26 protein-coding genes are annotated in these 23,986 nt (G+C 39.7%); 9 read left to right on the top strand and 17 right to left on the bottom strand.

Going from position 1 to position 23,986, the window contains the following annotated elements:
- Nucleotides 1-118 precede the first annotated feature (118 nt).
- The 9 genes from ACXACJ_RS17550 to hpt all read right to left on the bottom strand — a co-directional run bounded on the left by ACXACJ_RS17550 (nt 119) and on the right by hpt (nt 8,291).
- On the bottom strand, nt 119-1,417 hold the full coding sequence (locus tag ACXACJ_RS17550; protein ID WP_475135715.1) for an ABC transporter permease: 1,299 nt from the start codon (nt 1,415-1,417) through the stop codon (nt 119-121).
- Complete coding sequence (locus ACXACJ_RS17545; RefSeq protein WP_475135714.1) at nt 1,414-2,328, bottom strand: ABC transporter ATP-binding protein; 915 nt, start codon at nt 2,326-2,328, stop codon at nt 1,414-1,416. The genes ACXACJ_RS17550 and ACXACJ_RS17545 overlap by 4 nt, the downstream gene beginning before the upstream one ends.
- A gap of 150 nt (nt 2,329-2,478) precedes the next feature.
- Nucleotides 2,479-3,369: a hypothetical protein gene (locus ACXACJ_RS17540; protein ID WP_475135713.1), complete on the bottom strand. Its 891-nt coding sequence runs from the start codon at nt 3,367-3,369 to the stop codon at nt 2,479-2,481.
- Nucleotides 3,370-3,492: 123 nt separating this feature from the next.
- Nucleotides 3,493-4,608 (bottom strand): molecular chaperone DnaJ, encoded by a 1,116-nt coding sequence (gene dnaJ / locus ACXACJ_RS17535; RefSeq protein ID WP_475135712.1) that lies wholly within the window; start codon nt 4,606-4,608, stop codon nt 3,493-3,495.
- Nucleotide 4,609: 1 nt separating this feature from the next.
- Nucleotides 4,610-5,194 (bottom strand): nucleotide exchange factor GrpE, encoded by a 585-nt coding sequence (locus ACXACJ_RS17530; RefSeq protein ID WP_475135711.1) that lies wholly within the window; start codon nt 5,192-5,194, stop codon nt 4,610-4,612.
- A gap of 201 nt (nt 5,195-5,395) precedes the next feature.
- Entirely contained in the window at nt 5,396-5,899 is a 504-nt protein-coding gene (locus tag ACXACJ_RS17525; RefSeq protein WP_475135710.1) for a PEGA domain-containing protein, read from the bottom strand.
- 133 nt (nt 5,900-6,032) lie between these two features.
- Nucleotides 6,033-7,040 (bottom strand): GTPase ObgE, encoded by a 1,008-nt coding sequence (gene obgE / locus ACXACJ_RS17520; protein WP_475135709.1) that lies wholly within the window; start codon nt 7,038-7,040, stop codon nt 6,033-6,035.
- Between the two features lie 76 nt (nt 7,041-7,116).
- Nucleotides 7,117-7,695, bottom strand: a complete 579-nt coding sequence (locus tag ACXACJ_RS17515; protein WP_475135708.1) for an adenylate kinase — start codon at nt 7,693-7,695, stop codon at nt 7,117-7,119.
- Nucleotides 7,696-7,739: 44 nt separating this feature from the next.
- Nucleotides 7,740-8,291, bottom strand: coding sequence for a hypoxanthine phosphoribosyltransferase (gene hpt / locus ACXACJ_RS17510; RefSeq protein WP_475135707.1), 552 nt, complete (start codon nt 8,289-8,291; stop codon nt 7,740-7,742).
- Nucleotides 8,292-8,622: 331 nt separating this feature from the next.
- On the opposite strand from hpt, the gene ACXACJ_RS17505 reads away from it, so the two are divergent.
- From ACXACJ_RS17505 to ACXACJ_RS17495, 3 genes are all read left to right on the top strand, one after another.
- The gene (locus ACXACJ_RS17505; protein ID WP_475135706.1) at nt 8,623-8,817 is read left to right on the top strand and encodes a hypothetical protein; all 195 of its coding nucleotides are present in this window, start codon (nt 8,623-8,625) and stop codon (nt 8,815-8,817) included.
- Nucleotides 8,818-8,878: 61 nt separating this feature from the next.
- Nucleotides 8,879-10,114 (top strand): hypothetical protein, encoded by a 1,236-nt coding sequence (locus ACXACJ_RS17500; RefSeq protein ID WP_475135705.1) that lies wholly within the window; start codon nt 8,879-8,881, stop codon nt 10,112-10,114.
- The gene (locus tag ACXACJ_RS17495; protein WP_475135704.1) at nt 10,108-10,521 is read left to right on the top strand and encodes a hypothetical protein; all 414 of its coding nucleotides are present in this window, start codon (nt 10,108-10,110) and stop codon (nt 10,519-10,521) included. The genes ACXACJ_RS17500 and ACXACJ_RS17495 overlap by 7 nt, the downstream gene beginning before the upstream one ends.
- A gap of 1 nt (nt 10,522) precedes the next feature.
- Here ACXACJ_RS17495 and ACXACJ_RS17490 read toward each other — a convergent pair whose 3' ends face one another.
- Nucleotides 10,523-11,437, bottom strand: a complete 915-nt coding sequence (locus tag ACXACJ_RS17490) for a M20/M25/M40 family metallo-hydrolase (RefSeq protein ID WP_475135703.1) — start codon at nt 11,435-11,437, stop codon at nt 10,523-10,525.
- A gap of 135 nt (nt 11,438-11,572) precedes the next feature.
- Here ACXACJ_RS17490 and upp point away from each other — a divergent pair, with 135 nt between their 5' ends.
- Genes upp through ACXACJ_RS17475 form a run of 3 tightly spaced genes read left to right on the top strand, consistent with a single transcriptional unit; the run spans nt 11,573 to nt 13,605 of the window.
- Nucleotides 11,573-12,214: a uracil phosphoribosyltransferase gene (upp, locus tag ACXACJ_RS17485; protein WP_475135702.1), complete on the top strand. Its 642-nt coding sequence runs from the start codon at nt 11,573-11,575 to the stop codon at nt 12,212-12,214.
- A gap of 3 nt (nt 12,215-12,217) precedes the next feature.
- On the top strand, nt 12,218-13,159 hold the full coding sequence (locus ACXACJ_RS17480) for a calcium/sodium antiporter (protein ID WP_475135701.1): 942 nt from the start codon (nt 12,218-12,220) through the stop codon (nt 13,157-13,159).
- Complete coding sequence (locus ACXACJ_RS17475; protein WP_475135700.1) at nt 13,159-13,605, top strand: hypothetical protein; 447 nt, start codon at nt 13,159-13,161, stop codon at nt 13,603-13,605. The genes ACXACJ_RS17480 and ACXACJ_RS17475 overlap by 1 nt, the downstream gene beginning before the upstream one ends.
- Before the next feature lie 15 nt (nt 13,606-13,620).
- On the opposite strand, the gene sdaAA is transcribed toward ACXACJ_RS17475, so the two are convergent.
- From sdaAA to ACXACJ_RS17460, 3 genes are all read right to left on the bottom strand, one after another.
- Complete coding sequence (gene sdaAA / locus ACXACJ_RS17470) at nt 13,621-14,520, bottom strand: L-serine ammonia-lyase, iron-sulfur-dependent, subunit alpha (RefSeq protein WP_475135699.1); 900 nt, start codon at nt 14,518-14,520, stop codon at nt 13,621-13,623.
- Between the two features lie 98 nt (nt 14,521-14,618).
- Complete coding sequence (locus ACXACJ_RS17465) at nt 14,619-15,320, bottom strand: LytR/AlgR family response regulator transcription factor (RefSeq protein ID WP_475135698.1); 702 nt, start codon at nt 15,318-15,320, stop codon at nt 14,619-14,621.
- Nucleotides 15,317-16,342: a sensor histidine kinase gene (locus tag ACXACJ_RS17460; protein WP_475135697.1), complete on the bottom strand. Its 1,026-nt coding sequence runs from the start codon at nt 16,340-16,342 to the stop codon at nt 15,317-15,319. Before ACXACJ_RS17460 ends, ACXACJ_RS17465 begins: the two co-directional genes overlap by 4 nt.
- 167 nt (nt 16,343-16,509) lie before the next feature.
- Between ACXACJ_RS17460 and ACXACJ_RS17455 the strand changes: the two genes are divergently transcribed.
- Together ACXACJ_RS17455 and hemE are read left to right on the top strand one after the other, a co-directional pair.
- Nucleotides 16,510-17,250, top strand: coding sequence for a DUF3108 domain-containing protein (locus tag ACXACJ_RS17455; RefSeq protein WP_475135696.1), 741 nt, complete (start codon nt 16,510-16,512; stop codon nt 17,248-17,250).
- Between the two features lie 22 nt (nt 17,251-17,272).
- A complete protein-coding gene (gene hemE, locus ACXACJ_RS17450) occupies nt 17,273-18,319 on the top strand; it encodes a uroporphyrinogen decarboxylase (RefSeq protein ID WP_475135695.1) in 1,047 nt (348 codons plus the stop codon).
- A gap of 78 nt (nt 18,320-18,397) precedes the next feature.
- On the opposite strand, the gene ACXACJ_RS17445 is transcribed toward hemE, so the two are convergent.
- The gene (locus ACXACJ_RS17445) at nt 18,398-18,862 is read right to left on the bottom strand and encodes a hypothetical protein (RefSeq protein ID WP_475135694.1); all 465 of its coding nucleotides are present in this window, start codon (nt 18,860-18,862) and stop codon (nt 18,398-18,400) included.
- A 167-nt stretch (nt 18,863-19,029) separates the two neighbouring features.
- On the opposite strand from ACXACJ_RS17445, the gene ACXACJ_RS17440 reads away from it, so the two are divergent.
- Nucleotides 19,030-20,346 (top strand): amidohydrolase, encoded by a 1,317-nt coding sequence (locus ACXACJ_RS17440; protein WP_475135693.1) that lies wholly within the window; start codon nt 19,030-19,032, stop codon nt 20,344-20,346.
- Between the two features lie 51 nt (nt 20,347-20,397).
- Here ACXACJ_RS17440 and ACXACJ_RS17435 read toward each other — a convergent pair whose 3' ends face one another.
- From ACXACJ_RS17435 to ACXACJ_RS17425, 3 genes are read right to left on the bottom strand one after another with little or no spacing between them, the layout of a single operon-like run.
- Nucleotides 20,398-22,197 carry a hypothetical protein gene (locus ACXACJ_RS17435; RefSeq protein WP_475135692.1) on the bottom strand — a complete coding sequence of 600 codons (1,800 nt, stop codon included), beginning with the start codon at nt 22,195-22,197 and terminating at the stop codon, nt 20,398-20,400.
- A 4-nt stretch (nt 22,198-22,201) separates the two neighbouring features.
- A complete protein-coding gene (locus ACXACJ_RS17430) occupies nt 22,202-22,594 on the bottom strand; it encodes a hypothetical protein (protein WP_475135691.1) in 393 nt (130 codons plus the stop codon).
- 24 nt (nt 22,595-22,618) lie between these two features.
- Nucleotides 22,619-23,872: a hypothetical protein gene (locus tag ACXACJ_RS17425; RefSeq protein WP_475135690.1), complete on the bottom strand. Its 1,254-nt coding sequence runs from the start codon at nt 23,870-23,872 to the stop codon at nt 22,619-22,621.
- Between the last annotated feature and the right edge of the window lie 114 nt (nt 23,873-23,986).

Here is a 23,986-nt window from a genome sequence, read left to right as displayed (position 1 = left end):
TCCATTTCTATTTGGGTCGCAATTTCTCATTTTTTTAGTGAACTGGTATTACGGAAGGCAAAAAGAAAGGCCAAGTAAAAACCTGGCCTTTGATGTTTTGATATTGGTAAGGTGTGTCTTAAATCTTCATTGTAAACCACTTGCTAATGGTTTTCCAGTTCACTTTCACGCCATGCATTAAAATACCTACTCTGTAAATTCTTCCCGCTACCCATGTGGTACCTATAAATCCTAAAACTAGAAGCACCATTGAGGCAATCAATTCGATGGTTGGTACACCAAATGGCAAACGCCCCATCATAATAATAGGAGAAGTAAATGGTATCATGGATAGCGTTACGGCCATGGTGCTGTTCGGGTCTTGCAATACTACGTTTAGCGCAACAATAGCCGCAATCAAAGGAACAATGATTGGGAACATAAATTGTTGGGCATCTTGTAGATTGTCTACAGCTGAACCCACCGCAGCGTACAATGCTGAATAGAGTAAATAAGCGCCTACAAAGTAGAATAGAAAACAAAGTACAATTTGGGTAATTGGAATAGAGCTAAGCGCATTTTGCACTTCAGCTGCTACTTCTTGAGATTGGCTTAAGTCGGCAGTTTGTCCCATTTCAACTCCGCCACCAATTACTGAAAATCCAACCGTGGAAAGCAAAGTGACTAATGAAACCCAAATTAAAAGCTGAGTTAAACCAACGCTCCCAACGCCTAAGATTTTACCCATCATCAATTGGAATGGACGAACCGAAGAAACAATCACTTCAACAATTCTACTTGTTTTTTCATCCAGTACGGATTGCATAATCTGGCTTCCGTAAACAAAAATGAAGATGTAAATCAAGAAGCCGAAAAGGTAGCCAACCCCGTAGCTTAAGCCTGAGTTGCTTTTTTTAGCCTCGCCAGATTCAGTTACATTGTAAGAATCCAGATCGACAGAAACTTTAAGTGAATTGATCACGGCAGGGTCTAAACCAGATCGGTCTAACTTAATTCTCTCCAGTGTTTTTCTAATGTCGCTTGAAAAGCCTTGCATGATTTGCATGCCTGGGTTGGTTTTGGAATAGAAAGCGAAATCATCGTAGAAGGTTTTTGATGTGTCGTCCAAATCAATTTTTGGAATATACATTAAGCCGTAAGCCCCTTCTTCTTGAAATTGGGTTTTGGCCTCTTCTAAAGTGCCATCTACATAATTGTATGTATAATCCGCATCGTTGAATTCATTTTGAAAATATCCGCTTTCGTCTAAAACAAAGACTTCTTTTGGCCCAGAATCACCGTCTCTTGTAGAAAGGTAAATGATTCCGAAAACAATGGTTGGGAATAAAAGTGGAGTTAGAATGGTAGCCAATAAAAACGACTTTTTCTTAACTCGGGTAGTGTATTCTCTTTTTAGAATTAGAAATATCTGTTTCATGATTTTTTACCTCCTTCCACGATTTGAATAAAAATGTCATTTACAGAAGGAATAACCTCCATAAATGAATGAACCTCGGTTTTATTGATCAATTGACGCAAAAGGTCGTTAGGGTTGTTTCCACTAGGAGATTGAATGATGGCCTCGAAAAGATTATCTTCCAAAATGCGGTTTTCTAAAAGTGAATAGGAGGGGTCTAAATCTGAAAATTCTCCTTTGTACTGAACCGTATATTTATTCGATTTAAAGGAGTCTTTGATTTCCTTTTTGGTGCCGTCCAGAATTTTTTCCGACTTGTTGATCATAGCGATGTGCTCGCAAAGTTGTTCAACAGATTCCATTCGGTGGGTTGAAAAAATAACGGTAGCACCTTTTTCGCGAAGTTCAAAAATTTCGTCTTTGATCAAATTGGCATTAACGGGGTCGAAACCAGAAAAAGGTTCATCCAAAATCAGAAGTTTAGGTTCGTGAAGAACCGTAGCAATGAACTGGATTTTTTGAGCCATTCCTTTAGAAAGGTCTTCAACCTTTTTGCCTGCCCATTCCGTAAGGCCAAGCTTCGAAAGCCATTTTTTAACTCTTTCGCGAGCTTCACCAGAACTAAGGCCTTTCAGTTGAGCCAAGAACATCAGCTGTTCGCCCACCTTCATTTTCTTATAAAGCCCTCTTTCTTCCGGTAAATAACCGATAATCTGGATGTGCTTTGGATCTAACTTTTCTCCGTTAATTACGATTTCTCCTTCATCAGCCATAATAATTTGGTTGATGATTCTGATCAATGTGGTTTTACCCGCTCCATTTGGGCCAAGAAGACCGAAAATGGATTGCTTCGGAATGTTTATGCTCACATTGTTCAAAGCTCTATGCTGGGCATAGCTCTTAGATACATTGTTGGCTTCTAGGATATTCAAAATACTGAGGTTTGAGTGATTACTAAGTTTGATAAAAGTGTGTGATACTTTTAAATGTAATCAAATATTGAGAAACCTTTTTGGAAGAAACCTTAGATTCTGCTGAGCGGGTAATGCTACGGCTTTTCGGAATTTAAACCACTTGGTAAATTAATTCTGGGCAAAAATAACGCTGCCCATTGAAAGGTCTATGTTGAATACTAATAGATTTGGGGAATCTTCATTATATGAAGGGCTTACGTACACGTTGCTTCTGATGGGCACAAAATTGTCTGGCATTTTCACTTTTCTGTAAGAAGTGTCCTTAATCCTGATCATCATAGGAATGGATTCCATCGGTAAATTAACCGTTAAATTTCCAGCTCCCACACGTGCCCATATTTCGCTCGATGTTTCAGGAAGTTCTTCAAAATTCATAGTCACCGTACCGAAACCTACTTCAGCCAAAACAGTTTTTGCCCTGGCCATATTTAGGCGATCAATTTCCACATCTCCTAAATCTACATTCACGAGAAAAGTGTCCATTTCTGCCTTGTTCTTCATTTTAGAATGATAACCTACTTTTACGTGGGCGTTGCCCGAAGTTATTTTCAATTTTTCGACAGCAATGTCAGAAAGGTCTACATAGGCTTTTCCTACACCGTAGTTTAGGTCTAAATCGTAGGGTTTGTAGTCGGTGAAATAAATGCTCCAGTAGTTTTTTCCATCGGTCGATTTTCTGGCGAAAATCTTTGAAAGTTTGCTTGAAAAACCCTCTTTTCCGCTTTCGTTTAAATTAAGCCAGGCGTTTAGTACTTCGCCTTGTTGTTGTTGGCCAAATTCGGGGGTTACATATTCTTCTTCACTTACGCCCATTATGTTAATAGGCGTTTCACCATTTCTGGTTCGTATTTCGCATGTTCCTGAGCTGGCTTTTAAAAAGAAGTGTATCTTTTCACAGGAGACATCATTTTTCACTGAAAAATGGTCTTTCTTCTGTCCCTTCACATCCAACCCCGCAATCCCCATACACATGATTGCCAGTAAAAATACCCTAAGCATGAACTAGAATACGTTGAACAGGAAATAGGGTTTCATTATTTAAAAAAGTGGCCTCAGCTAATAAAAAAGGCCTCAAAAGCAGTATTTAACTCTTGAGGCCTTTAGTTTAAGTTTTATAGAATGTTAAAAGAATTCTCTAACTTTTTCGAAGAATCCTTTGTCGTTCTTATCGGGTTTCGGCTGAAAGTTTTCTGATTGACTCAGTTTTTCAAGCATTTGCTTTTCTTCAGCGCTTAGCTTTTTAGGTGTCCAAACATTGACGTGAATCAGCTGATCACCTTTTCCGTAACCGTTCAAATCCTTAATTCCTTTTCCTCTCAAGCGAAGAATTTTTCCGCTTTGAGTTCCTGGGTCTATTTTAATGCGAACTTTCCCTTCAATGGTTGGTACCTCAATACTAGTGCCTAATGCGGCATCGGTAAAGCCGATGTACAAATCGTAAACCACGTTGTTGCCATCGCGCTTTAGTTCATCGTGTTCCTTTTCTTCAATTACAATCAATAGGTCACCAGCAATGCCTCCGCCAGGAGCCATATTACCTTTGCCCGTCATTGAAAGTTGCATGCCTTCGGCCACACCTGCAGGAATTTTAATTGGAATAATTTCCTCTTTCATTTCCAAGCCAGTGCTGTCTACGCCTGTTGGTCTGTGGTCAATGATTTTTCCGCTACCATGACAAGTGCTACAAGTACTGGCAGAAACCATTTGACCCAGCATAGTATTTACCACTTTCTTCTGTTGGCCAGAACCGCCACAAGTTGGGCAAGTTTTAAAGGTAACTCCTTCGGCATTGATCAGTCGATTTACTTTAATCTTCTTCTCAACACCATTGGCAATTTCGTCTAAGGTAAGCTTAAGCTTAATTCTTAGGTTGCTTCCTTTACGCTGACGGGTGCTACGGCCACCGCCTCCAAAGAAGCTTTCGAATGGACTACCGCCACCACCAAAGATGTCTCCAAATTGAGAGAAGATGTCATCCATGTTCATGCCGCCACCTTGTCCGCCAAAGCCACCGCGCATGCCATCATGACCGAAACGATCGTATTGAGCTTTCTTTTCAGCGTTGCTCAATACTTCATAAGCCTCGGCTGCTTCTTTAAACTTATCTTCAGCTTCTGGATTGTCAGGGTTTTTATCGGGGTGATATTTAATAGCAAGCTTTCTATAAGCTTTTTTGAGCTCATCTGCTGTTGCCGATTTACTTACCCCTAATATGTCGTAGTAGTCTCTTTTTGCCATTTTATGCTCCTATCACCACTTTTGCGAATCGGATTACCTTTTCTCCAAGGAAGTATCCTTTCTCTACTGTATCAATAATTTTACCTTTCAGTTTTTCGTCTTCAACAGGAAATTGAGTAACGGCTTCGTGCAAGTCTGCATCAAAATCATCACCTTTTTCTGTTTTCATTACTTTCAAACCTTTGGTCTCTAAAGTCTTGAAAAGTTTGTTGTGGATTAGCTTAAAGCCTTCTTTAATAGAATCCACATCGGTTTGCTTTTCATTGGCTTGTTGGGCTCTTTCAAAATCATCAACCGTTGGGATTAAGTCTTTCATAAGACCTTCCGAAGCCGTTTTGATCAATTCGCCTCTTTCTTTGGCATTTCTTCTTCTAAAGTTTTCAAACTCAGAATATAGCCTTAAATACTTGTCTTTGGCTTCTGCCAATTCTATTTCAAGTTTTTCTTCAGCCGATAATTCTGGAGCTTCTTCTACAGTTTCTTCCTGTTTTTGCTCTTCGTTTTGCTCCTGATTCTCAGTGTTTTCTACTGATTCAGCTGCTTTTTTTTCTTCTTCCTTTTCCAACGTTTCGTTTTTACTCTTCATCGGTGTAAAATATGTTTACTGAATGGGTGCGACTTGCGCCTTATTCATTGCATAAAAACATGCGCGAGGCTGCAATTATATTGCCAAGCCAAATTCTGTGTCAATCTGACATGAGTTCAAAGGATAATTATGGCCGAATGTCAAAATATATGACAAAAAAAAGCCGCTTTTAGCGGCTTTTTATTTGATTTTTTTTTAAGTCTATTTTACTTGTAGTTGACCAATTTTCTCCCACGATGGGTCTACTTCAAGTGTTACAAAGATACTTAGGGCATCATCGTCACTACTTAATTTAGCTTGTTGATTATCCTTTGCCATTTGAGCTATTATTTGGTCAGGAGTAAGCTTATACATTGCTCCGTTGGCTGCGTCAATGATAATACCAATGATGCCTCCGAATATTATGTTACCTAAGAACCATGTATCCATTTCCCTTTTAATTGATACTTCATATGGGAAATAACCAGGCATCTCGATTTTGACTTGATACTCCTTCTTCTTCACTAAGTCATCTTTTCGGTACCCTTTTCTTCTTAATTCTACAGTTTTAGGGGTAGTTCCTAGATTTACTCCATCAACAAAAATTTTAGCTCCAGAGGGACTGCTTGAAAAAGTGACATCCTGATATGCTCCATGAATTATGGATGCACAACTAGATAGAAACACAAATGAAATAATTAGACTAAGAGCAATTGATTTACGCATGAACTTCTTGTTTAAATAAAAAATATAGGCTTAAAAGTAATAAATAACTTATGTCAAAAAATATAAAAAACACATAAATATGTTCTTTATATATAGAAAATTATCCTTGATAAGAAGACTTAATCTTTGTGGTTTATATTAACTCGTTTTGAGTCAGCTTTTTCCAGAGTAAATCTTTCAATTCTTGAAGGCCCATTTGAGCTACTGAAGAAATGAAAAGTGTTGGCAAGCTTTGGGGAAGCATTGTTTTCATTTCTTCCATCATTTCTTCATCCAACATATCGCATTTTGAAATGGCCAGCACCCGTTGCTTGTCCAATAATTCAGGATTGTATTTGGTAAGCTCTACTAGCAAAATATCGTATTCTTTAGCAATGTCATCCGCATCGGCAGGAACTAAGAAAAGAAGCAGGGAATTTCGCTCAATATGCCTTAAAAAACGCAATCCAAGGCCTTTTCCTTCCGAAGCACCTTCTATAATACCGGGAATGTCGGCTACTACAAAAGAGCGGTGGTCTCTGTAAGGAACCACGCCCAAATTAGGCACTAAAGTGGTAAAAGGGTAATCTGCTATTTCAGGTTTAGCTGCCGAAATCACCGAAAGCAAGGTTGATTTACCCGCATTTGGGAAACCTACCAGTCCAACATCGGCCAACAATTTCAACTCAAGAACAATCAGTTCTTCTTTTCCAGGTTCACCGGGCTGGGCAAATCGAGGAGTCTGATTAGTGGATGTTTTGAAATGTGTATTTCCTAAACCTCCGCGGCCTCCGGGCATCAAAACCACTTCTTGACCATCTTCAGTTATCTCGAACAGATATTGTTCTTCAGGTTCGGAAATCTTGGCTACGGTTCCAAGAGGCACATCGAGGATGATGTCCTTTCCATCGGCTCCAGTACTTCCATGGCCGCTACCTCCTTCTCCGTTCTCGGCAAAAACGTGTTTCTGATATCTGAGGTGGAGTAATGTCCACATCTGTTTGTTGCCGCGAAGAATGATATGGCCTCCTCTGCCGCCATCGCCACCATCAGGCCCTCCTTTAGGAACGTGTTTTTCTCTTCTGAAATGCACAGCACCAGAACCTCCATTGCCCGAACGGCAATAAATTCTAACATGGTCGATAAAGTTGGAATTGCCCATAATTGCAGCTTATGAAAATAAAAAAGAAGACCGACATACACCGATCTTCTCCAAATTAATATTTTTTCTGAAAGGCTTAGTTGTGATGTGGCTCTATTGAAGCAGAGATTTGCTCAAAAATGCCATCAATCGAACCTACGCCATTAATTTTGCAAGCTTTGTTTTGCTTTTCGTAAAACGCAGCTACTGGTAAGGTTTTATCTAAGTACTCCTGAATTCTTACGTTGATTTTTTCTTCGTTTTGGTCATCGGCTCTACCGGAAGTTTTGCCTCTTTCCAATAAACGTTTTTTAAGTTCCTCTTGAGGAACATCAAGCATAATCATACAGGCAATGCTTGTGTTGTGCTTACTCAAAAGCTCGTCTAAAGCTTCTGCTTGAGCAACGGTTCTTGGAAAACCATCAAAAATAAAGCCTTTGGCCTCTGAGTTGGCATTTAGGAAGTCCTCAACCATGCCAATCACCACTTCATCTGGAACAAGCTTGCCGTTGTCCATAAACGACTGTGCCTTTTTTCCAAGGTCAGTGCCTTCTCCCAGGTGCTTTCTAAATAAGTCTCCTGTAGAGATGTGTTTCAGCCCGAATTTATCGATTATTCTTTCGCTTTGAGTGCCTTTTCCGGCACCCGGAGGGCCAAATAGAACTATGTTTACCATTCGCTAGATCGGATTTTGAGGGTTCAAATATAGTGAAGGAAATTTTACTCGCCCTTCAATTGATAAATATCTTTGAGATTTCGCCCGTGGGCATCATAGTCTAGGCCATAACCTACCACAAACTTTTCGGGAATTTCGAAGCCTACGAAGTCAAGATTTATGTCGGTTTCAACCTTTTCTGGTTTCACCAAAAGCGTTGCTATCTTAAGCGATTTAGGGCCTCTTTCTTGAAAGAAAGCAATTACTTGTTCCATGGTGAGGCCTGAATCTACAATGTCTTCAATTAGAATTACATGGCGGCCGAAAACATTTTCTTGAAGCCCTAAAACCTGCTTAACAGCTCCAGAACTTCTAACGCCTTTGTAAGATGACATTCTGATAAAAGTGATTTCACATGGAATAGAAATCTCCTTCATCAAGTCGCTGGCAAACATGAATGATCCATTCAAAATGCCAATCAAAAGTGGGTTTTTGTCTTTATATTCAATGTCTATTTGCTGAGCAATTTCATTGACTTTCTCTTGAATTTGTTTAGAAGTTATGTATATGAAGAAGCTTTTGTCATGTATGCGCACTTCAGTTTCATTGTGATTCATAGGTGACAAAGATAGAAAATCATGAGTTACTTGTGGGGGTAAATTAACAAATGAGAGCGGTTGATTTTATATAACATTTATTCGGCTTGAATGAATTGTGTAATTTTTTTTTATCTAAATGATGTCCCTAGAGAGGTTCTCGTTTTTCCGGTTCCTATTAAGGAAACAACCTTAAATATTTAGAAAATTAAATATGCTGCCGAAAAATAATGATGGTATCTCGAGGTACATATGCTAATTTTATAAAAATATAAATTGAAATAATTATTATTTGTAAAATACTTATTTAAATTTAAGTGGTATTATTATAAATAACTAAAATATTATACTTATGAAAAAAATAAAGTACGTTTTTATTGCCGTAGCTTTGTTGGGGTTATCGGTGTTGACTTTTGATCGGGTTGAGGCTCAAGAACCTACAGAGGGATGGTCTACTTATATCGAAATAATAATTAATGGAGAGAAATTTCCAGATTGTGATTGGGATCCAAGGGATTGCTATACAATAATTATTACACCAGAATAATAATCTTAAAAAATTAAGCGAATCCCTCTAGTATACTTTGGATATTGGAGGGTTTTTTTCAATGAATACACATTTAAAATTTTTAGTAATTTTTTTTGTTTTACTTCTTGCCGTGAGTTGCGGAGGAGAAAAAACAACTCATACTCGACTTGACTTTGATTTTAACCTGAATTTAGAAAAGACTAAGGCTTTTGTGAGAATTCAGGATAGTATTCCTCTTTTTGATTCTGTTCACTATTACCATATTACACCATATACAAAGGCCATATATGATAATAAGGTATTAGCGTATGAGATGCCAAACCTAAATCTTTTCCTTTTGGATACGCTCGGGACACCTGTAAGAAAAATTACTCAAAAGGGAGATGGGTTAGAACTGTTGGGGAGTTCTAAATTCGCAAAGGCTCAAATTGGAGAATCAGGTAAGATTTACATAATGGGGACTGGGCCGGCCTATAATCTACTGATATTCTCTTCAGAAGGAGACTTTAAAAATAGGCTGGACCTTTCACGAATTGAGACGGATATTTCATTGTCTCCTTATTCTTCCGTTTACATTGAGGAAGTTTCATCGAATAAAATTCTTCTAACGATGGTCTATTGGAGTAGCTTGTATGCCTCAAAGACTAGACGACTATTAGAAAATGAGTATGGAATAATTCAATTTGAGATTGATACTGAAAGCATGAAAGTGTTGAAAACACAGAGGCACTTGCCTTATAAAGAACAGAGCCAAATAAAGAAATCGCTTGAGTCAGGCTTGTTTTTCTCTGAATTTTCGATGCCATTTTTTTCATATCATGAAGGTTTATTTTTTGTCTGCTATTCCTTCTCTAATGAAATTATTGTTTATGATCGGGTATTCAAAGAGGTAGGCAGAATTCCAATTAAAATGCTGGAAGATTTACAAAAGCCATACTTTACGACTGATATAGATAGAAATCCTGGGGATTTCTTTGAAAGAACATTGATAAACACGAGGCTGCTTAGAGAAAATATAAATCTTAAAAATATTGACTTTAAGGATAGTATTTTAATGGTTCAGTTTCCTGAGGTTTTTCCTGAAGGAGGCTATCCACTACCTCAAAGGAAAAATATTGGAATACGCAGTTCTCTAGATTATGGATACGTTCAAAATATCATCTTAAAAAACCTAAGAACTAAGGAGGAGAAATTTTTGACCTTTAGCCAGGGTCATTTTGATGCGACAATATATGATGCAAATTCCATTTGGGTAGAGTTTGTAAATCAAGATTTTGAAGAAAAATATTTATTAAAATACAACATAATATGGTGATGTTCAGTCGTGTTATTATTATTGTTTTTATTACATCCCTAATATGTTCTTGTGGTAGGGGCAAGTATTCAAAGCTTGACTCTTTTATTGACGAACAATTATTAAAGGATATGGAGCCTTCTGTAGTGTTCGTTTTTGATGAAAATTCATGTGGAGTATGCTTTGATAATCTTATCCTTTCAGCAGAAGATGAGGCCAGAAAATATCTTATACTATATGCTACAAGACAGAAAGAACGATATAATTATGAAAACTCACAGCTATATGGTTTTTTTTCAGCCGATCAAATTACGCCAATAGATTATAATATTATAGGAGAATTGCATTATATAACTAATACAATAAAAGGTAATTATAAGATATTGTATGGTAGCCAAAATAAGATTAATGGGATTGAGATTTTTTAATTCAAAGCTTTTTCATGAGCACTTTGTACAAAGCAATCATGGAATCGATGTCGTGTTTATGTACGATTTCATCGGGGCTATGCACGTTATCTTCAGGCGCGCCAACAAAACACCAATCAAAAGGGTAGGGTGAAACCTGAAGTTCACGGCCATCACTAGAGCCTGCGCCTTCTACCTCCAGTTGATAGTCGATGCCAGATTCTTCAGCAATACCAATGATTTTTTGAACGAAACTTCTGCGCGGAATATTTCTATCGCGCATGGAAATGGCTACACCTTGTCCATGGCTTACACCTTCAGTTACCCAAGTTATATCGCTAATAAGTGCTTGTTTAACGCCCCATTCTTCGAACATAAATTTTGCTAAATAAGGGACGGCTCCACCACCATGTTCTTCCCAACAAGAAAATGCGATTACTCCATTTTCGAGCGTTTCGGCCACTTTCAGCGCATTGAAAACCCCAAGTCGGTTATCTAAATAACACGATTGAACATACTCTTCGTCTTCTCTAAAATCACATTTAAAAACCAGTTCTGTGCCTCTATCGATACCTCGAGGAAACTTGTAATATAGATTGCCATCGTCTTCTTGCAATTCACATTCAATAAGGCCGAGACTATCTTCTCCAACTAATCTATAACCATCTTCGGCTTTTGGCCCACCAATAGGAACAAGTTGGTTTTGGTACCGAACCGTAAAACCAATGCTGTCCATATGAGCGAAAATGGCAGTTTTGGGTTCTCCAAACTTGAGCATAAATGAATCTTGAAATTGATCGCCTTCGATAATTTCAGGTTTTGCACTCCAGTTTGCCGAATGTTTTTTGATATATGAGAGAAGAAAGTCCTTCATGGCCACTTCGTTACCCGATGGCGCATGAATTTGACAGAGTTTTTTCAGTAGTTCGAAATCCATTTTCTGATTGAATTTGGCCAAAAATACGCTTGTCTTTTTGCTTTGCCTAAGATTGTCAGGCTATTTCACCTTTTACCCATTAAACAAATAAGGAGAGAATGTTTCCATTAACTTTGCCGACAATTGCTTGGGAGAATGATTGTACTTAATCAAACAAACAGTATCGGGAATCAATATTTGGCTGAATTGCGCGATGTGGCCATTCAGTCGGATAGATTGCGGTTTAGAACAAACCTTAAACGTTTGGGCTGCCTAATGGCGTATGAGCTTAGCAAAACGCTTCAGTTTTCTGCTAAAGAAGTTCAAACACCTTTGGCTAAAACCGTTGAAAAAGTACCCGCCAAGGATATTGTTATTGTTTCTGTGCTTCGGGCCTCTCTTCCTTTTACCAATGGTTTTTTAGAGGTTTTCGATAAGGCTGAAGTTGGTTTTATTGGGGCTTGGCGAAAAGAAGAAGGTGAAAATATTGAAGTGGAGTTAAACTATGCGGCCGGTCCGGAGTTAGACGGAAAGGTGTTGATTATGGCAGATCCGATGTTGGCTACCGGTCAGTCGTTAGTAATGGCTTTAAATGAAATTTTGAAGAAGGGAAAACCTTCATCTATTCATTTGGCCAGTGTAATTGCTGCTCCTGAAGGCGTTGAATACGTGCAACAAAACACTTCGCCCAACTGTCAGCTATGGACTTGGGCAATCGATGAAAAATTAAACGATAAAGCGTATATCGTTCCTGGTTTGGGCGATGCGGGAGACCTTTCTTTTGGGTCAAAACTTTAATACATGCTTCTGGATATCCTTATTCTTGTTGTTGGTCTTGTGACGTTGATTTTGGGAGGAGAGGTGCTCGTTAAAGGGGCTTCGAAACTGGCTTTACGTTTCAATGTGAGTTCTTTGGTGGTGGGTTTAACTGTGGTGGCTTTCGGAACTTCCGCTCCAGAATTATTGGTGAGTTTAAACGCAGCTTTAAAAAACGCTCCTGATTTTGCTTTGGGCAATGTTGTAGGCTCCAATATTTCGAACCTTACTTTGGTTTTGGGTGCGGCCGCTTTGATGGGCTTTATTCCTATTAAAAAAGATAGCGCTAGGCGCGATTGGCCTGTCACATTATTCGCTTCTGCTTTACTTTATTTCTTCGCTTGGGATAGCATCATCACTCAGTTGGAAGGTGTCATTCTAGTGGTGATGTTACTCTTGTATTTGGGAGTGCTGATTTACGCTACGCGGAAGGAAAAAGGCAAATTCGATGTAGACGAACCTGATGACAAAAATTCACGCTGGAATATGACTAAAGATGGTCTTCAGGTGTTTTTAGGTATTCTTTGTCTCTATTTTGGAGCCGATTGGTTTATTGGTGGAGCGGGTTCTATAGCCGAAGAACTGGGCGTTTCTCAGCGCATTATTGGATTGACAGTTTTGGCATTAGGCACAAGCCTTCCTGAATTATTCACTTCTGTGATTGCCGCTAGAAAAGGCGAAACTGATTTGGCTTTGGGGAATCTTTTGGGCTCTAACATTTTCAATATTTTTTCTATCATAGGAATCACCTCTATTATAAAACCGCTTCAGGTAAATGGAGATATTTTGCATACTGACTTCCCTTGGATGATTGGCATCACGTTACTCATCCTTCCTCTTATGATTTTCCGTAAAAGATTGGGAACGCCTTCAGGTATCATTCTGTTGGTGGTTTACGTTGCATATATCTATTTCTTGTTGAAGTGATGTTGGAGAAGATTCTTACCTATTTAGGTATCTACTTGTTGGCTTGTGTAAAATCCATTTTTCCGCCATTAATGGGGCCAGCAGCAGGCATGCAGCCTTGGGAAATTATCGCCATAACCGTAGCAGGTTTGATGACAAGCGTTACGCTTTTTACTTTTCTTGGAGAGAAAATTAAAAAGAACGTCATTCCTCTTTTCATCAAAAAGCAGAAAAAATTCAGCCCTCAAAGCAGGCGAATGGTGCGCGTTTGGACCAAATACGGAATTTTAGGCACTTGTTTTTTAACGCCTTTAATTCTGTCTCCAATTGGAGGTTCTTTGCTGGTTTCTACAGTTGGAGCACCGCGGAAACAGGTTTTTCTGTATATGTTTCTTTTCGGGCTTTTTTGGGCTACAATCTGGACTTATTCCGTAGACTGGCTTATCGATTTGGGTCTGATCAACTAGAAATTTAAGGCTATCCTATTCCTCATCGGGAAGCATCTCGATATCCTGAATAAGTACTCTTTTAGAAATGGCTTGGCCAGTGGCAGTTGCTGCCAATCCGCCCAATGCAGTTTCTTTATAGCGGGTTTCCATACTTTGGCCTACTTCGCCCATAGCTTCTACGCATTCATCCACAGGAATTACAGCGTTTACGTTCGCTAAAGCGATTTGTGCCGAGCTATTGGCAATGGCCGCAGCACTCGCGTTTCTTACTACACAAGGCACTTCTACCAATCCAGCAACGGGGTCACAAATCAAACCTAGCATGCACTGAATGGTAATGGCAACCGCATTAAAAACCTGATCGATTGAACCTCCTAAACAATATACAATGGCTCCGCTGGCCATGGCCGCAGCACTTCCAGTTTCGGCTTGGCAGCCTCCAACGGCTCCTGCAATAGAAGCTCGCTTTTCCATAATCAATGCAATGCCGGCACTTACTAGCAGCGCCTCATGAATTTTTCTGTCGGGCACATCGTGCAATTCCTGAAAAGTAACCAATACACCAGGAATAATGCCCGATGCACCTGCTGTTGGGGCAGCGACAACACGGCCCATGCAAGAATTTACTTCTTTGGCCGCAAGAGCCCTTGAAATGAGGGTTTGAAATTCTTTGGAAAGAACGGTTACAGGATGATTAAAAACTTTTTTGGCTCCATTATTAATCATTCCTGAACGTGAAGTCATGTCTTCCGAAAGTCCCGTTTGCACGGCTTCTTTCATTACTTGGTAGGCGTTTTCCAACCCCGACCAAATCAAATCTTCGCTTCTTTGTTTTTGTTGAACTTCATATTCAACCACAGCCTGAAAGAGCGGTATTTCACGCTGCTCACAATAGGCCTTCCAACCCTTAAAATCCTCGAAAAGAAAGCTCATTTCACTAGTTTTTTGCAAAGCTAAAGGATTTTGCGCAAACGTTTGAAATGCTTGAGCAATCTCCTGAATTTATATTCAATTCTAACGGTGGGAACTTACTAAAATCTTTCGAGAAAGCTTCGGAAAGCGAGCCTATAGCTTTGGCTAATGGGAAGGTATTCGTTTCCTAGTTTCACTTTGTCGTTGGAAACGGACGAAATAAAGGCCGTATTGATAATAAACGATTGATGAATTCTGACAAACTCCTCTTTGCTCAGTTGGGCTTCAAGATCGCGAAGGTTCATTAAGCTCATCACTTTCCTATCCTTCATCATAAACATGACGTAATCCTTTTGGCCTTTAATGTATAGAATTTCATTGAGTTGAAGTTTCACCAATTCTCGGCCATCTTTCACAAAAATGAAGGCTTTGGATTCTTCTTGCGTTGTTTGGCTTGTTTGAGGTTGAATAGTGTTTTGAACTTTATTCACGGCTTTTAAAAACCTTGGGAAGTCAAAGGGCTTTAAGAGATAATCTATCGCATCGAGTTCAAAACCGTCAATCGCATATTCGGCAAAAGCTGTGGTGAAAATAACTTTGGGCGGATTTCTCAGGCTATTCAGCATGTCAATGCCACTGATGCCGGGCATTTTAATGTCCAAAAAAATGAAATCTACCTGTTGAACATTCAAAAAAGGAAGAGCATCGATGCCGCTTGCAAAATCGCCTAAAACCTTCAGGTTCGATATTCGGCTACAATATTCTAGAAGTAGTTTTCTGGCAAAGGGTTCGTCATCTATAATCAGGCAAGTGAGGTTCATTTGAGTTCTAAAATTAAATGAACAGAAAATTTTTCAGGCGATTGCGATACACTGAGCTTGTACTTTTTGGGATAACTAAGAGCCAAACGCTTTTTCAGGTTTTCGAGCCCAAACCCCGAAGCCTCTTCATTTGAAAGATGTTTCTTTTTCAAAGAATTCTCAACGTTCAATTCGAGGGATTCATTAAGGGATTTGAGTGAAATACGAATCCAATTTACCGTTTGATGATCGCTGATGCCGTGTTTAAATGCATTTTCGACAAACGGAATGAGAATCAGGGGAGCGATTTCGGTTTGTAGATTTACTTCAGTGATGTTGAAATCGAGGTCGAAACCGTTGTTGAGTCTGATGCCCTCCAAATCCAGATAATCTTGAATGTAGCTGATTTCCTTGGCGAGCGGAACGGTTGGTTTGTTCAAGTCGTAAATCATATAACGCATAATGTTCGATAGCTTCACGATTACTTCTGTGGCTTGATCGCTCTTGATTTGACTCAAATAATTGAGGTTATGCAGCGTATTAAACAAGAAATGCGGATTGATTTGCGCTTTTAAATAGTTGAGTTCAGCGGTTAACTTTTCGTTTTCCAGTTCTTTTTTCTGGCTTTCTAGCACAAACCGATCAAGAGTGAACTTGATAAGCGATATGAATACAATAAATGAAGCCAAACCCCAAATCATGCTGGCAACTCGTGCGAAAGTCCATTGATTGTAATAATTGGTTTGAAAAATGCCGCTGATAAATTGAGATTCTAACCAACCTCTGCCGATGATACAAATCGCAAAAACTGCGATGAGACCAATAATGTAAACCGCCAGTTTTTTTCTTTCTAAAAGAAGAGGCAACAACAGGAAATAATGGGCATAGGCGCCAATTATGCTGAATACATGTTGACAAACCACTAGTTTAATGGCTTGCTCGGTTGGGATGTCGTTGGCGTAATCGAAGATTTTAAAAAGCAGGAAAAGTACCCAAAAAGAGGAATGCAGAAGGATAGTATTTCGCTTATCGGCCCATTTCATTGCTTGCAATTAACGCAATCTCAGATTAATGAGATTCAAACTTCTACGTTTGGCCACTTTTAATCGACATCTCTTATGCTTCTGGTGACTGTCTGAACTTGACGATTAAGTACTGAATCTCGTCTAATTTTTCTTCGGAGAATAATTCTTCATGCTTCATTCGAATCATGAAAAGGTCAGCAATTATAATTTTAATCATGGTGCTAACCATGGTGGCAAGAGCCCAAAAAGTCGATACAATTAGGGTGGGACATCGGTTTAAAAACTTCAAGAATTTGGAGCTAGGAACCGTTACCGATTTGGTTTACAATACCGCAAATGGAAAGTTGAATGCTTCCATTAAGAAGAAAACCACAGAACTGGTTGAGGTGGAAGGGAAAGAATTGGTGAAGATAACTCACGAGTGGAATTCGCCCAATGAGCAATGGTCGGGTAGGTTTGAATATTACTGTGAGCCTTACACCATGAAGCCGGTTCAGCATATTCGTGAAACAAAGGCTCAAGGAAAAGAAGCTTTTCTTTTTTCGGAAACCCGAATTGTTGGTTTGGACTCCGTTTCAGAAAACAAGCAAAAGGATTTTGAGCTTTCGCTTTCAGAGCCAACCTACAATTGGGAGATTGATTTGGAAACTTATTCTCTGATACCAATGGGTTTGGGAAGAAAAGTTGTGATGAATTTTTATCATCCTGGAGGACAAGCTCCGCCAGCATTTTATACTTTGGAGGTGATTGGCAGCGAAAAACTAAAGCTGGCCAACGGTGAAGAAATGGAATGTTGGATTGTTTTTACAGATTATGGCGGAACACAACCTACCAGATTTTGGTACACTAAAAAGCATCAGAACTTCGTGAAAATGGAAGGGCAATACCAGCAGATTAAGATTCGCAAAGTACGGTTATACGAGTAGAAACAATTCCTATCTTTGCCGCATGGAATTACAGAACGATCTATTGATCCGAGCGGCCAAGGGAGAGAAAGTTGAAAGAACTCCAGTTTGGCTGATGCGTCAGGCCGGAAGAATTCTTCCTGAATACAGAGCGGTAAGAAATAAGTTGAGCGGATTTATTGAATTGGCTCAAACCCCTGAATTGGCTGCTGAAGTAACCATTCAACCTGTAGATATTTTGGGCGTGGATGCGGCCATTATCTTTTCCGACATTCTGGTAATTCCAGAAGCTATGGGCTTGCCTTATGAAATGGTTGAGAAAAAAGGGCCTTGGTTCCCTAAAACCATTGCTTCTCATGAAGATTTAAAGTCACTTAAAAAGGCCGATGCCAAAAGTGATTTGGGCTATGTTTTGGAAGCCATTAAAATCACGAAGAAAGAACTGAATGGTAGGGTTCCGCTCATTGGTTTTGCGGGCGCTCCTTGGACCATTTTCTGTTATATGATTGAAGGTCACGGAAGTAAAACCTTCTCGAAAGCGCGTAGAATGCTGTATAACGATCCGCTTATGGCCGATCAATTATTGCAGTTGATTACCGATTCAACCATTGAATATTTGAAAGCTCAGATTGAAGCCGGTGCCGATTTGGTACAGGTTTTCGATTCATGGGCCGGTATTCTCGGGCCTGAGCAATACAACAGATTTTCAATGAAATACATTGCTCAAATCTGTGATGCCATTACCGAAGTTCCGGTAACGGTCTTCAGCAAAGGCGCTTTCTTTGCTCGCTCAGAAATGAGGCATTTGAATTGCGAAACAATCGGTTTGGATTGGAGTATGGATATTCAGAATTCGCGCAGATTAATTGGCGAAAACAAAACGCTTCAAGGAAATCTAGATCCTTGCGCACTTTATGCTCCTGATGCTGAAGTTGAAAGAGCCACCAAAAAGATGCTGGATGAATTTGGCAATACGCGTCATATCGCCAATCTTGGCCACGGTGTTTACCCAGATATAGACCCTGAAAAGGTGAAAGTATTTATCAAAACGGTGAAGGAATACAGCGCTAAATTACGAGCTGCAGAATAAGGTTTAAGAGATTTAAGTGTAAATAGAAATCGCTCGGTTTTGCCGAGCGATTTTTTTGTTTCTTATGTTTTCGAGAGCCTAGAAGCTAACCCTCAAACCGATACCATTTTCAAGCAAGCCAATGTTTAATTGCACATTACTGTTAAGTGCTTTGTAATCATCTTTGTTGTAAAGGTCAATCGCCATGTTGATATTCTTTTTCATGGCCGAATTAAAGGGCAAGGCAACAAGTATAAAGCCTGCGCCAATACCTGCCATTCCCCAATTGGCGTCTCCGCCCGCAATGGATTGGCCAAGCGGATATCCAATAAAGTACCCTCCAACACCCGCGAAAATTCCGGCAAAAGTAGAGTTGGTGCGTGCCTTTTTCATATGCGCATATGCTTCAGGATAGTTTTCCATCAATTTCATGGCTTCTTTCATCGAAATTGGGTTTTGGGCATCCTTTAGTTTGCCATTGTGAAAAACCAGATTGGGCTTGTCTTGTGCTTGTATAAGCTGAAAAGAACCAATCAATAAAATAAGAATGATGAATGTTTTCATTTTAAAAATTTGCGCGAATATAGATGGGAAAATGAAATTGTCAATACTGATTATCGATTTCAGAACTTAATGAAAAAGAGAGAGTTAACTGCTGATTCAATCTGCGTTTTTTCGGCTTTCAATTTTGCTCAGCATTCCGTTAATTAGATGGCTTAACTAACCAGAAAATGAAGAGAATCTTACTATCATTTGCATTGGTCACAGCCTTTGCGTCCCTATCTTCCTTTACTTTTAAAACCGACCCTAAGCCATCCTTGAAAGAAAAGGTATTGGAGCTTTCGGTAAAAGTGGAGGATAAAGTGATTGAGTGGAGACATCACATTCACCAAAATCCAGAACTTTCCAACAGAGAATATAAAACAGCTGCTTACATAGCCGAACACCTTAAGAGCTTAGGTATGGAAGTGGAAGAAGGAGTTGCCAAAACTGGTGTGGTGGGTACGTTAAAAGGAGGAAAACCGGGGCCTGTGATTGGTTTAAGAGCAGATATTGATGGCCTTCCTGTTCAAGAAAGGGTAGACCTGCCGTGGGCTTCGAAAGCTAAAGGTGAATATAATGGTGAAGAAGTTTCTGTAATGCACGCTTGCGGTCACGATACGCACATTGCAATTCTTATGGGAGTAGCCGAAGTGCTCTCTCAAGTGAAAGATGATCTAAAAGGAACAGTAAAATTCATTTTTCAGCCAGCGGAAGAAGGCGCTCCGGCTGGAGAAGAAGGAGGTGCTGAACTTATGGTGAAAGAAGGTGTACTTGAAGGTGTTGATGTAATTTTTGGCCTTCATATCAATGCACAAACCGAAGTGGGTAAAGTGCTTTACCGTCCGCAAGGCATTATGGCTGCCGTAAATAGTTTCGAAATCAATATTAAGGGCAAGCAAACGCACGGTTCCACTCCGTGGACGGGCATCGATCCGATTGTAACTGCGGCTCAAATTATTAATAATGCGCAGACTATTGTTAGCAGAAGTATGCCGTTAACCACTCAAGCAGCAGTTCTTTCGTTCGGTAAAATTGAAGGTGGAGTTCGCAGCAATATCATTCCTGAAGAGGTAAACTTGGTGGGCACCATTCGCACATTGGATGCCGATATGAGAACCCGACTTTTTGAGCGTTTCCATACAATAGTAAAAAATACTGCTGAAGCGAATGAAGCTTACGCCAAACTAACTATTGATAAGGGGTACCCTATCACTTATAACGACCCTGAATTGACGGCTTTGATGGGTAAAACCTTTGTGGATGTGGCAGGAGCTGAAAATGTTAATCCGAATATGGATGCCATAACCGGAGCTGAGGATTTTTCTTTCTTTCAAGAAGAAATTCCCGGCTTGTACTTCTTTATTGGGGGTTCTCCCAAGGGGAAAGACGTATTGACACAGGCGCCTCACCATACCCCAGATTTTTATGTGGATGATACCGGAATGCTAACAGGTATTAAGCTGATGAGCCGTATGGTTGTGGATTACGGTGAGCTGAAGAAGTAAATGGAATGGCCTCTACTCAATTACAGATCAAATTGAGCAGAGGCCAATTTGTTAATTTGTAATGGCGGTGGAAGATGAAGCTGTGGAGGTTTCTACGCCTGTTGCCCAGCCAAATAGAGGAAGCCTTAAGCCGAACATCCAAAAATTGTCATCGCTGGCCATATTTCTTCCATATCCAATTTGTACATAATCCTTAAAGAAGGCTGCTGTAAGTCCTATGCCTATTTCAGGCGTATTATCATTGTTGAAATCCAAGGTCGAAACATTTACACCAAGGGCGGGAGTCAAGTATTTGTTATAGAACATTCCTTTTCTTGTTCCCACTTTGAAAAGAACGCTGTAAGATGGAGCCAACTGAAAGTCATTGGAGGTATTGGCAAAATCTCCATTGACTTTATTCGCAAAAATTACGGAAGCTCGAATGGAATTATAAATGCCCACATGAAACATGGTGTATTTTTTCCAAAATAGAGTTTTGTTGAAAGCTTCGCCCGTGCTATCGTTTAGGATAACCGCTTTAAAGTAAATTTGATCTCCAGGTTCTCTTTCTCCAATGGTTCTTAGGTCCAAATCCACTTCAGATGGAATGCTTTTGAAAGAAAGGGAATAAGTGTTCGAAGTAAAGTTGGTCGCGGTTTCTTTCAGATCAGCTATTGAGCCCTCATCAAAGGTTTTCAAAGTGGTTTGAAGTTCTGTTAAATAGCCTTCTCCCACGTCTTTCAATTCGGTAATTACATTTGTAATGTCGGCTGTTAAGCCAGTTTTTAAATTTTGAGCAATAGAAGGGACTCGGGCTATTTGTGAATTGAGTAGCTGGTATAGATTTTCAGCTTGAGTTTTCAAGCTTTCAGCCTGGGTTATTAACGATTGTGTTTCTTGGGCTGTGATCAATGCATTTTTGAAAGACAAGGTTTTAACGTTGGCTGACAGCCTGATTAAATCTGCCTTAAAATCATTGAGAGATTGTTTGAAAGCGCTTACAGGCTGAGCAAACGGCTGTTTTAAAGAAGCAGATAAGCTATCCACTCTGGATTCAAAACTCGTAATGCCGGATTTTAGGATGTCGTCAATTTTTTCTTCCAATTGATCCAAGGAAGATTCCGCTCGGCTTTTCATTTGAGTTAAAAGAGCATCAGCATTATTTCTCAGTGAATCTGCCAATTGTCTGGCTTCGTTAAATGCCGCGGCTTCGCTGGCTGGAATGGAAGTAATGAACCTTGGCACTTGAACAATACCAGTGCTGGTAATGCTGTCGAAACCGTCTATGTGGAATTGTTTTGGCCCCTTAGATGTGTTTAACCAACCGCCAAGTTTGAAACGGGCTGAACTGCTGCTGACAATATCGCTGTATTGTTGAGTGATCTGTTTATAGTAACTATTCAGAGTTTCGAAAAAGGGCTTGTAGCCTTCTGAGGCCACAACATTAGCTGCTAATTTGGCATTTAAGTCTTCATACAGTGGAGTGCCAGAAAGTTCTTCTTGATGTTCGTAAAAGTACATGAGTATTCCTGACATTCCCTCTCGGAAATTGTCTAGGGCCTTTAGCCTTTCATTCCTTGTTCCCGTTGCAATAACGCTATTTAAGGTTTTCTGCTGTAGGCGAAGAGCATAGTTTATGGCTTTTAGCATTTCGCTTGGATATTCATGGTCTCCTAAACTTGTAGCCATGGAATCGAGCAGAGCAGACTTGTTAATGCTAATGTTTAGCATAGAATTGATGTCGACAATGTAAGGCTTCGTAATTTCGATCAGGTCGTTTTTGGTATTAAGCTCCTTGACTTTGATAACTTGAGCCTTCAAACCAATAGTAAGCAAAAGGCCAAATGCTATTGAGAATATTAACTTTTTCATGGTTTTAGGCTTTGCTGGCTTGAGTAAAGGCGAGTGTAAGTACGAAGTTGTCCGGTACTTTAGAAATCTCTACACAGAATTCAGCTTTATTCGAAAGGGTTAGACTGGTGCAAATCAATTGATCAGGAATAATGGAGCTCACCTGAATGGTTCCGTTACCAACAGAGCTCTTCAGATTAGCCCATTGCGTATTGTTCTTAATCCAAATTACTTGTCGGTTAAAGCCAGCTGTAGGTATTGCCGCCAATTGATCGGCAATAGCGGCAGCTTGCTGAGCTTTTTCTGAGTTACCATAAATCAATATGGTAATCTTGTCATTTTGTAGAGCTGCATCGAAAGCCGATTTGGCTTCATCAGCATTGTCTTCCGAAAGAATAATGGTGTTGTTGAGAGACATGGTTCTTATGTTTTGATAAAGAAATTATGGTTTTGGTATTTCGTTTTCCATGCGTTTTGCCACCAATGTGGTAAGGCAACTGGAACTGTTTAATTGATCTTCCCAATACATGCTGTGTGCCTTTATGCCGGAAAGCATGATAAAACCAATAGGGTTAAATCGCTTTTTGGGAAGCACATTAAAAGGAAGATTTATTGGAATAATGGCGTTGTCGGTAACCGATCTTTCTGCACTTCCCTCTTTGTTGTCTTTTCTGAAATTGGAGGAAAGAATATCAGTGGTGGAATACACATTATACCACTGTTTTATGGTGGATGACTTGTACTCTCTGTCTGCAAAGTAGCTTTTCCAATAAAGTCTCACAAAGTCAAATGGGCAGCCAATGGTCACCAGCGTGGTCAATTTATCGGCAACGCGAAAGCTGGTAGCGCCCGTCATAGGAAATATGGTGTCTAGTGCTATCATGGTTCCAAAACTGTAAGCCGTCACAGTCACTTGCTCGTAGTTGTTGTCGTCTTCGGCCACCTTTTCTAAAAGCTCTTCGAATTTCCCTGTTAGGTTCAGCCTGTTTTTAGCTACGCTGAAGTATAAGATCATACAGACGAATTCAGTGGCCATTTCAGTAACGAAAAGCTTAAAGTCTGGCATCACCAAATAGAACAAGGCAAAGAAGCCGATGAGGTATTCTGCCTTGCCTTTCATAAAAGCATAAGCCGCTTCTATTTTTTCGCCCAGCCAATAATTTTCAAGGAAATGGTTGAAATCGGGAAGCTGTTTAAGATCAACCATGTCGCCAATGGCAACGGGGAAGGAAGCCACCAAAAAAACTCCGAATAATGCCAATAGAAAGAGGATAAAGGCAGCATACATAAACTGGCCTGAACTTCCCTCCGAAATTCCTCCTCTTTTATTGAATAGCCTTCTTATGGTATGGTAGGCTACTTTTGGCCCGTTGAGCATAAGAATTAGAAAGAGCAGAAAGCTTTTGTAAATGAGATTCTTCTTCCGAAAATTTTCGGTGAGTTGTTCCACATAGCTGAACTCGTAGATGTCGATGATATGTCGACTTTCTTGATTTAGTTCCTCGTAAACGGCAGCTACTTGTGTTTTTAAAGAGCCATCAATACCAAATGGTTCTTCCCGAATCTTGATGCTGAAGCGCTTTTTTTCATTCGGGTCGTTAATGTCGATTGCCTTAACATATCGATGAGCAAACGCATTAATGGATTGATCTGTGAAACTTGAGCCCAAACCGGGCATGTAAATTATGGCCTCCATAAAAATGACCTACATGTTTTAAAAGTCAATAAATTACAAAGGTTTCATGGTAATATATAATGGTGAAGCTGAAATTCTTTCAAACTATTCGCCTATTCCTTTTGAGAAACGGAA

The sequence above is a fragment of the Roseivirga sp. AWQ4_251 genome (assembly GCF_056158225.1).
This window is presented reverse-complemented; position numbering and strand designations above follow the sequence as displayed.

Bases quoted from the DNA above. Each gene is read 5' to 3' on its own strand.
- ACXACJ_RS17550 (WP_475135715.1), bottom strand. From the start codon at position 1,417: ATGAAACAGATATTTCTAATTCTAAAAAGAGAATACACTACCCGAGTT.
- ACXACJ_RS17540 (WP_475135713.1), bottom strand. From the start codon at position 3,369: ATGCTTAGGGTATTTTTACTGGCAATCATGTGTATGGGGATTGCGGGG.
- dnaJ (WP_475135712.1), bottom strand. From the start codon at position 4,608: ATGGCAAAAAGAGACTACTACGACATATTAGGGGTAAGTAAATCGGCA.
- ACXACJ_RS17530 (WP_475135711.1), bottom strand. From the start codon at position 5,194: ATGAAGAGTAAAAACGAAACGTTGGAAAAGGAAGAAGAAAAAAAAGCA.
- ACXACJ_RS17525 (WP_475135710.1), bottom strand. From the start codon at position 5,899: ATGCGTAAATCAATTGCTCTTAGTCTAATTATTTCATTTGTGTTTCTA.
- obgE (WP_475135709.1), bottom strand. From the start codon at position 7,040: ATGGGCAATTCCAACTTTATCGACCATGTTAGAATTTATTGCCGTTCG.
- ACXACJ_RS17515 (WP_475135708.1), bottom strand. From the start codon at position 7,695: ATGGTAAACATAGTTCTATTTGGCCCTCCGGGTGCCGGAAAAGGCACT.
- hpt (WP_475135707.1), bottom strand. From the start codon at position 8,291: ATGAATCACAATGAAACTGAAGTGCGCATACATGACAAAAGCTTCTTC.
- ACXACJ_RS17505 (WP_475135706.1), top strand. From the start codon at position 8,623: ATGAAAAAAATAAAGTACGTTTTTATTGCCGTAGCTTTGTTGGGGTTA.
- ACXACJ_RS17500 (WP_475135705.1), top strand. From the start codon at position 8,879: ATGAATACACATTTAAAATTTTTAGTAATTTTTTTTGTTTTACTTCTT.
- ACXACJ_RS17495 (WP_475135704.1), top strand. From the start codon at position 10,108: ATGGTGATGTTCAGTCGTGTTATTATTATTGTTTTTATTACATCCCTA.
- ACXACJ_RS17490 (WP_475135703.1), bottom strand. From the start codon at position 11,437: ATGGATTTCGAACTACTGAAAAAACTCTGTCAAATTCATGCGCCATCG.
- upp (WP_475135702.1), top strand. From the start codon at position 11,573: ATGATTGTACTTAATCAAACAAACAGTATCGGGAATCAATATTTGGCT.
- ACXACJ_RS17480 (WP_475135701.1), top strand. From the start codon at position 12,218: ATGCTTCTGGATATCCTTATTCTTGTTGTTGGTCTTGTGACGTTGATT.
- ACXACJ_RS17475 (WP_475135700.1), top strand. From the start codon at position 13,159: ATGTTGGAGAAGATTCTTACCTATTTAGGTATCTACTTGTTGGCTTGT.
- sdaAA (WP_475135699.1), bottom strand. From the start codon at position 14,520: ATGAGCTTTCTTTTCGAGGATTTTAAGGGTTGGAAGGCCTATTGTGAG.
- ACXACJ_RS17465 (WP_475135698.1), bottom strand. From the start codon at position 15,320: ATGAACCTCACTTGCCTGATTATAGATGACGAACCCTTTGCCAGAAAA.
- ACXACJ_RS17460 (WP_475135697.1), bottom strand. From the start codon at position 16,342: ATGAAATGGGCCGATAAGCGAAATACTATCCTTCTGCATTCCTCTTTT.
- ACXACJ_RS17455 (WP_475135696.1), top strand. From the start codon at position 16,510: ATGAAAAGGTCAGCAATTATAATTTTAATCATGGTGCTAACCATGGTG.
- hemE (WP_475135695.1), top strand. From the start codon at position 17,273: ATGGAATTACAGAACGATCTATTGATCCGAGCGGCCAAGGGAGAGAAA.
- ACXACJ_RS17445 (WP_475135694.1), bottom strand. From the start codon at position 18,862: ATGAAAACATTCATCATTCTTATTTTATTGATTGGTTCTTTTCAGCTT.
- ACXACJ_RS17440 (WP_475135693.1), top strand. From the start codon at position 19,030: ATGAAGAGAATCTTACTATCATTTGCATTGGTCACAGCCTTTGCGTCC.
- ACXACJ_RS17435 (WP_475135692.1), bottom strand. From the start codon at position 22,197: ATGAAAAAGTTAATATTCTCAATAGCATTTGGCCTTTTGCTTACTATT.
- ACXACJ_RS17430 (WP_475135691.1), bottom strand. From the start codon at position 22,594: ATGTCTCTCAACAACACCATTATTCTTTCGGAAGACAATGCTGATGAA.
- ACXACJ_RS17425 (WP_475135690.1), bottom strand. From the start codon at position 23,872: ATGGAGGCCATAATTTACATGCCCGGTTTGGGCTCAAGTTTCACAGAT.